The 5,572-nt window shown below is 38.7% G+C and carries 9 protein-coding genes; 3 read left to right on the top strand and 6 right to left on the bottom strand.

Annotated features, from left to right (window positions below):
* Positions 1-230 (top strand): UPF0175 family protein (locus tag ACI6MV_RS24525; protein WP_407272949.1); only part of this gene is annotated, 230 nt, incomplete at its 5' end.
* 110 nt (positions 231-340) lie between these two features.
* On the opposite strand, the gene ACI6MV_RS24530 is transcribed toward ACI6MV_RS24525, so the two are convergent.
* From ACI6MV_RS24530 to ACI6MV_RS24555, 6 genes are all read right to left on the bottom strand, one after another.
* Complete coding sequence (locus ACI6MV_RS24530) at positions 341-1,291, bottom strand: FtsZ/tubulin family protein (RefSeq protein WP_407272950.1); 951 nt, start codon at positions 1,289-1,291, stop codon at positions 341-343.
* 129 nt (positions 1,292-1,420) lie between these two features.
* Complete coding sequence (locus ACI6MV_RS24535) at positions 1,421-1,711, bottom strand: GNAT family N-acetyltransferase (RefSeq protein WP_407272951.1); 291 nt, start codon at positions 1,709-1,711, stop codon at positions 1,421-1,423.
* Between the two features lie 38 nt (positions 1,712-1,749).
* Complete coding sequence (locus ACI6MV_RS24540; protein ID WP_407272952.1) at positions 1,750-2,004, bottom strand: GNAT family N-acetyltransferase; 255 nt, start codon at positions 2,002-2,004, stop codon at positions 1,750-1,752.
* Between the two features lie 65 nt (positions 2,005-2,069).
* Positions 2,070-2,846: an ABC transporter permease gene (locus tag ACI6MV_RS24545; RefSeq protein ID WP_407272953.1), complete on the bottom strand. Its 777-nt coding sequence runs from the start codon at positions 2,844-2,846 to the stop codon at positions 2,070-2,072.
* Positions 2,846-3,754, bottom strand: coding sequence for an ABC transporter ATP-binding protein (locus tag ACI6MV_RS24550; protein ID WP_407272954.1), 909 nt, complete (start codon positions 3,752-3,754; stop codon positions 2,846-2,848). Before ACI6MV_RS24550 ends, ACI6MV_RS24545 begins: the two co-directional genes overlap by 1 nt.
* Positions 3,754-3,951, bottom strand: coding sequence for a PLDc N-terminal domain-containing protein (locus ACI6MV_RS24555; RefSeq protein WP_407272955.1), 198 nt, complete (start codon positions 3,949-3,951; stop codon positions 3,754-3,756). Before ACI6MV_RS24555 ends, ACI6MV_RS24550 begins: the two co-directional genes overlap by 1 nt.
* Positions 3,952-4,183: 232 nt before the next feature.
* Here ACI6MV_RS24555 and ACI6MV_RS24560 point away from each other — a divergent pair, with 232 nt between their 5' ends.
* Both ACI6MV_RS24560 and clpP read left to right on the top strand, forming a co-directional pair.
* Entirely contained in the window at positions 4,184-4,855 is a 672-nt protein-coding gene (locus ACI6MV_RS24560; RefSeq protein WP_407272956.1) for a sigma-70 family RNA polymerase sigma factor, read from the top strand.
* A gap of 13 nt (positions 4,856-4,868) precedes the next feature.
* Positions 4,869-5,450: an ATP-dependent Clp endopeptidase proteolytic subunit ClpP gene (clpP, locus tag ACI6MV_RS24565; protein ID WP_407272957.1), complete on the top strand. Its 582-nt coding sequence runs from the start codon at positions 4,869-4,871 to the stop codon at positions 5,448-5,450.
* The last annotated feature ends 122 nt before the right edge of the window (positions 5,451-5,572 follow it).

The raw sequence follows: 5,572 nt of genomic DNA on the forward strand, positions 1-5,572 counted from the left end.
AGGGAAATGTTGATTCTGTTGATGAAGATGTTGATTTATCAATAGCTATGTATTTGTATACTGCAAAAAAATTAACCTTAGCACGAGCAGCTGAGCTTAGCGGTAAGAAAATATCAGATTTCATTCAGATTTTGATTGACCATAATATTCATTGGGCAGAGTATACAGATGAACATAAAAAGGAGGATGATGAAACAATTGAATATGTTATAAGAGAAGATGGTAACTAATATGAATGTATTCTGTATTAATTACCTATTATCAATTAGACAAACAAAATAACGCCCAGAGCTTTTACCGAGAGCGTTAATTAAGGCTATTGAAAGTTCTATACGGACCCTTAAGGAAGCCGCTTTTTACTATAATACAAGATCTTATCCTGTTCCTCATCCTGCTTTTCTTCTTCAGAAAACCGTTCACTTGAGGAATCACTCGTATCTGATTGAAACACCTTCAACTCTTTTCCTCTTCTTTGGATCAGTTCCCACTTTCGTTTAAACCATAGTGAAGGCAAAGGTAGCTTTCCGAAATCATCAGGCTTTGGAAACGGATCCTCAATTCCGCTCACTAATATGGTGATTTTAAATCTATTGCCGGGCTTTTTCATAAAATAAGAGCCGAGTTTTACTAATTCTGCTTTATGAAACATATCGTGAAGTCGAAGGTTGATGTGGCGAAACGCCTCCATGTTTACATCTTGTGAGTAGCCGATGTTGATAATCATTTCCTTGCCATCAGTATAATTTTCTGGCAAATAAGGCGCGGAGATTAGGTATTTTAATGGTTCATCAAAAGAATCCTCTTCCAATGTATGCAGGAAAATTGGGCCTTTATTTTCCTTGATAAACGTGCGAATATCCCTGGCGTCGATGTTAATCTCCCCTGGTACATAAATCATTTCCTCTAAAGCAGCTATCGCATTTTCTTCATAAGAATTGAAAATTTGATTTGCTTCAACTAAAGAACTACTTTGGTCAATCATTTCAAGCATGCCATCACCGTGGAAAAAAATAACGGAGTCACAAAGTTCTCTCATGCGATGATATTGGTGAATGGCAGTTTGCATGCGTCTCTTGCCTTCGAATCGAAACGGAAAACGAAAGATCCCAAGCATTAATGCCTTCTTATCCTTCAATACATTTAACTGATCAATTAATTCATTCGTTTCACTAGAGTTGCCACCAATAAAGCGATAAAAACAAAAATCATCTCGATGGATCGGTTTATTTTGTTCTAGGTCGTGTCGAAACTGTGAGTGTCTGAATTTATGAATCGTTACTGTGTTCTCCATTTTTCACCCTCATCACTTTACATTTGTCTCTATTATAAAGGACAAGCGACTAGAAATTTGTCAGTGACTGTCATGAATGTTTGACTTGTTTTGCAAGTTTTGTACGGAGTTTGTCGTAAACTGTATCATCTATTCATCCATCGTCTTACGAAAGCCGTAAAAAGCTCGAAAACCCAATTTTTCGTAATAATCTTTGGAGGCGGAAGTGGCTAGCATTTCCAATCTCGTATGTGGAAAACGCTGATGACATACTTGCAGTAGTGCGGTGCCAATTCCTTGACCGCGATAACTTTTTTCTAAAAGTACGTGTTCAAAAAGGTGACGAATTAGCAGCAAGAAGGTCGAGGCGGTGAAAGTCCCCGCGACCGCAGTGTAGGCTTTTCCGCTCGTGAGGTAAGGAAAAGTGATTTGCTTTTCCATAACCGGTAAGATGAACCAACTCTAGAGTTCGCCACTGATCATTTGGCACCTTTTTGAACAACCTCTAAAAGTAGTTCACATACATATAAGCTAATTTGTGTATCTGTTATCGCACGAAGGTAGCCAATTACTTTGTCATGATCAAGTGCAACTAATACAGGATTTGATTGCTGTAGTGCTTGTCGAACGTCAGCTTGCCGTTCAACTAATGAAAACCAGCCTTCTTCAGTATTTAAGTTGTGTATGTCGTCAAAATCTGTTTCTTGGTAGCTGCGGATTACTATATCTTTCATTTTCCATTTTCCTTTCTAATTAAAAACCCCTCTCCCACAATCTTTGAGAGAAGGGCTTATACATGCTATTCTGCCATTTCTTTACCGCGGAATGTAAAGTAGGAAGCAGTTAATACGACGATGATCACAACCAACGTAATCATGGCAGTCCCCCATAAATCACCGGAGATTTCACCGTTTACAAGCATATCACCTATATATCCAGACAAGTTATTTGGGAACCAAGTTAAAATATGCTTTAAGATCATATTCGTAATACTCATCGCAATAATCGTAGCAAGGGAAACAAAGGCAACTAAACCTGGTCCACGGAACAACGTATTGTAGAAGGTTGTAACGGTTACAACTAAAGTTAGCCATAAGCCATAAAAGCCAACTGCTTGTAGAAGTGCCACAAAAGAAAGGTCACCATATAATAAATTTACATAATACCAGCTAACAAACATACCAATAAATAAAGAGCCCCAAACCAATACGAGTGTAGCGGCCCATTTACTTGAAATATAAGTGAAATAGTGCACCGGCTTTACTAATACTAATTCGGCAACACCACTTTTACGTTCACCTGCAATTAGTCCCATCGAAGAAAGAACAATAACTAATACACCGAACATACTAAGCTCAGTAAAACTCATCATTAGTGCGTCCACAGCTGATAACTCAGGCATAGGAATTTCAGAACCCTCTGGCAAACCACCGACAGCATCTAATATGACTGGTAAGTAATAAGTCGTGATCGGATCCATAATGGCTATAAGAATAAAAACAAGGGGTACCCAAATCCATTTAAAATTTCTCCAGTATTCCAGCATTTCTTTGTTAAAAATAGTAAGCCATTGCATTATCCATTCACCACCTTCATAAATAAATCTTCAAGCGTTGTACGACTTATTTCAAATTTAGTTAACGGCCAATCTTCTTGAAGTGCCATTTGTAAGATGTATGTTCGTGCATCATCGATGTTAGTTACTTCAAGAACGACTTCTTGACGATTAATAACGGTGCTTGTTACCCATGAAAGTTGTTCTAGTAAATCTTTGTATGTATCAATAGAATCGCGAAATGCGACATGAATTCGAGCAGCTTGATGCTTGGAACGTAATTGTTCTAAAGTACCGGATTCAAGGATTTGTCCTTTGTGCATTAACAGTAAATCGTCACTCACTTCTTCTGCGTCACCAAGAATATGTGTAGAAAAAAGAATTGTCGTTTCTTGTTTTAACTCTTCCATAAGAGTTAGAACTTCCCTGCGCCCGATCGGGTCTAGTGCAGAAACAGGTTCATCTAACATAATTAACTTTGGCTTGTGAATCATTGCTTGGGCAATACCAAGACGCTGCTTCATACCGCCAGAATATTTACCTGTGCGTTGGTTTTTCGCTTCTGCAATACCTACCCGTTCAAGTAGTTCATCCGCACGGTCACTTGCTTCTAGTTTTGATAAATGAGCAAGCTGACCAACGTAAACGAGAAATTCTTTACCTGTCATCCAACTGTGAAAAACAGGATGCTGTGGTAAATAACCAATATGCTTTCTAACATCGCCATTTCCATTCATGCCTTCAAAGGTAATCGCACCTTTGGAAGGTTTGAGTAAGCCTGATAACATCCGTATGGTAGTAGTTTTCCCAGCGCCATTCGGCCCAAGCAACGCAACACATCTACCAGGGCTAAGCTCAAACGATAAATCGTTGACTACAGGTTTGCCGTCAAACTGTTTCGTCAAATTTTCTACTTTAATCATTGACATTAAGTTTGCCTCCTTCCAAGTATAAGAAATAAAATAGGGCCGACGATCTGGATGAAAATTATAATAAGTAACCACATCCATCTAGGTCCTTTTGTTTCTGGTGTTCGAATCCAAGCAATAAGAGCAACAATAAATAAAAGAAACTCAATAATGAAAATCGGGGCTAAAACAGCTAAATCTATCCCTGCAAGTTCCATGCTAACACCTCCTCGTATAAAACTTATTTTCTGTAACCTTCCATACGTATATACAAGATGTAAGGTTACAAATTTCTACATCTTTAAAACAAACATACTCAATTGCATGTATCTTGGAAATTAGTGTTAAAATATTTTTATGAATGTGCGCGAAAATTTTTTTATCTACCCGTATCTTTCTTGTCACTTTAGCCGTTATAGAGGCAGAGAGGTGCTTAAAGGAGTGAATCAATTGAATGCAAGGTCTAGCTTAATAGTCAGTGAAAGGTCTCAGAAGTTAAACAAGATGCAAGATAGTCTAAGCAAGTACGCTTCTTTTCTAACGAATAATAAGTGGGACGCAGAAGATCTTGTGCAAGAATCGGTTCTAAAAGCGCTTCAACATTATCGTCCGTCTGAACTACATGCAGGTCTATTGAAGAAAATTGCCTACAATCATTGGATCGATACCGTTAGAAAAAGAAAAAATGAGATTGTTGGAATTGCTGAAGATGCATGCGAGCAGAATGATTCCAATCAACTGGGAAACCGGCTTGACACGGTAAAGGTATTAGTCGATAAGTTAACACCAAAGCAGGCTATCATTCTAACGCTCAAAGATGGTTTTTGCTATCAAGCAAGTGAGGTTGCCACAATCCTAGCAACAACCGATTTGGCAGTTAAAGCATCACTTCATCGTGCCAGAAAACGCTTGGAACAGACGCAGGTGAAATCCGTCGACAGTTTCTGGAATGAACAAGAAAGAAAATTGTTGTCCGATTTATTGTACCAATCTCTGGCGTACGATGACCCAACAATTTTAATTGATTGTATATCTAAATTACCATCACTGACAGATGGACCAAAGCTGACACCACAAAAGCATTCTGTTTCACCACAAGCCCTCTACTCTATGGCAGCGTAAAAGGGGGATCTATATGACTACAATACCGTATGTTATTGAGCAATCAAGAGGCGGTGAAAGGTCATACGATATTTACTCAAGACTACTAAAGGACCGCATTATAATTATTGGTGATGAAATCAATGACCAAATTGCCAATAGTGTTGTTGCCCAGCTCTTGTTTCTCGAAGCAGACGATCCTAACAAAGATATTTCGATATATATTAATTGCCCAGGTGGATCAACAACTGCGGGTTTTGCGATCTTTGATACGATGGAGCACATAAAAGCCGACATTAGTACGATTTGTATTGGAATGGCTGCATCATTTGGTGCACTGCTCCTGCTTGCTGGTACAAAGGGTAAGCGTTTCGCACTACCGAATAGTGAAGTGATGATTCACCAGCCACTAGGTGGAGCTCGAGGTCAGGCAACCGAAATCGAAATCTCTGCGCGAAGAATTTTGAAGTTACGAGACCATGTGAATCAAATCATTTCTGAACGCACAGGCCAATCAGTAGAGAAGGTAGCACAAGACACAGACCGCGATTTCTTTATGAGTGCTGGGGAAGCACTTGAATATGGGATTATCGATAAGATTATTATGAAAAAGTGATGTTGCTTTATATGAGTGTTGAAAGGAATCGTGTGTTTTGTGTTGTTTGTAATAGAGTAGTTTGTCTGACAATAAAGAAGGATTAAGGAGATTTCACATGTGGGATCTTGATATTAAAATGC

Source organism: Radiobacillus sp. PE A8.2 (assembly GCF_045635475.1).
In the GTDB taxonomy this organism is placed as follows: Bacteria; Bacillota; Bacilli; order Bacillales; family Amphibacillaceae; genus JBJGXI01.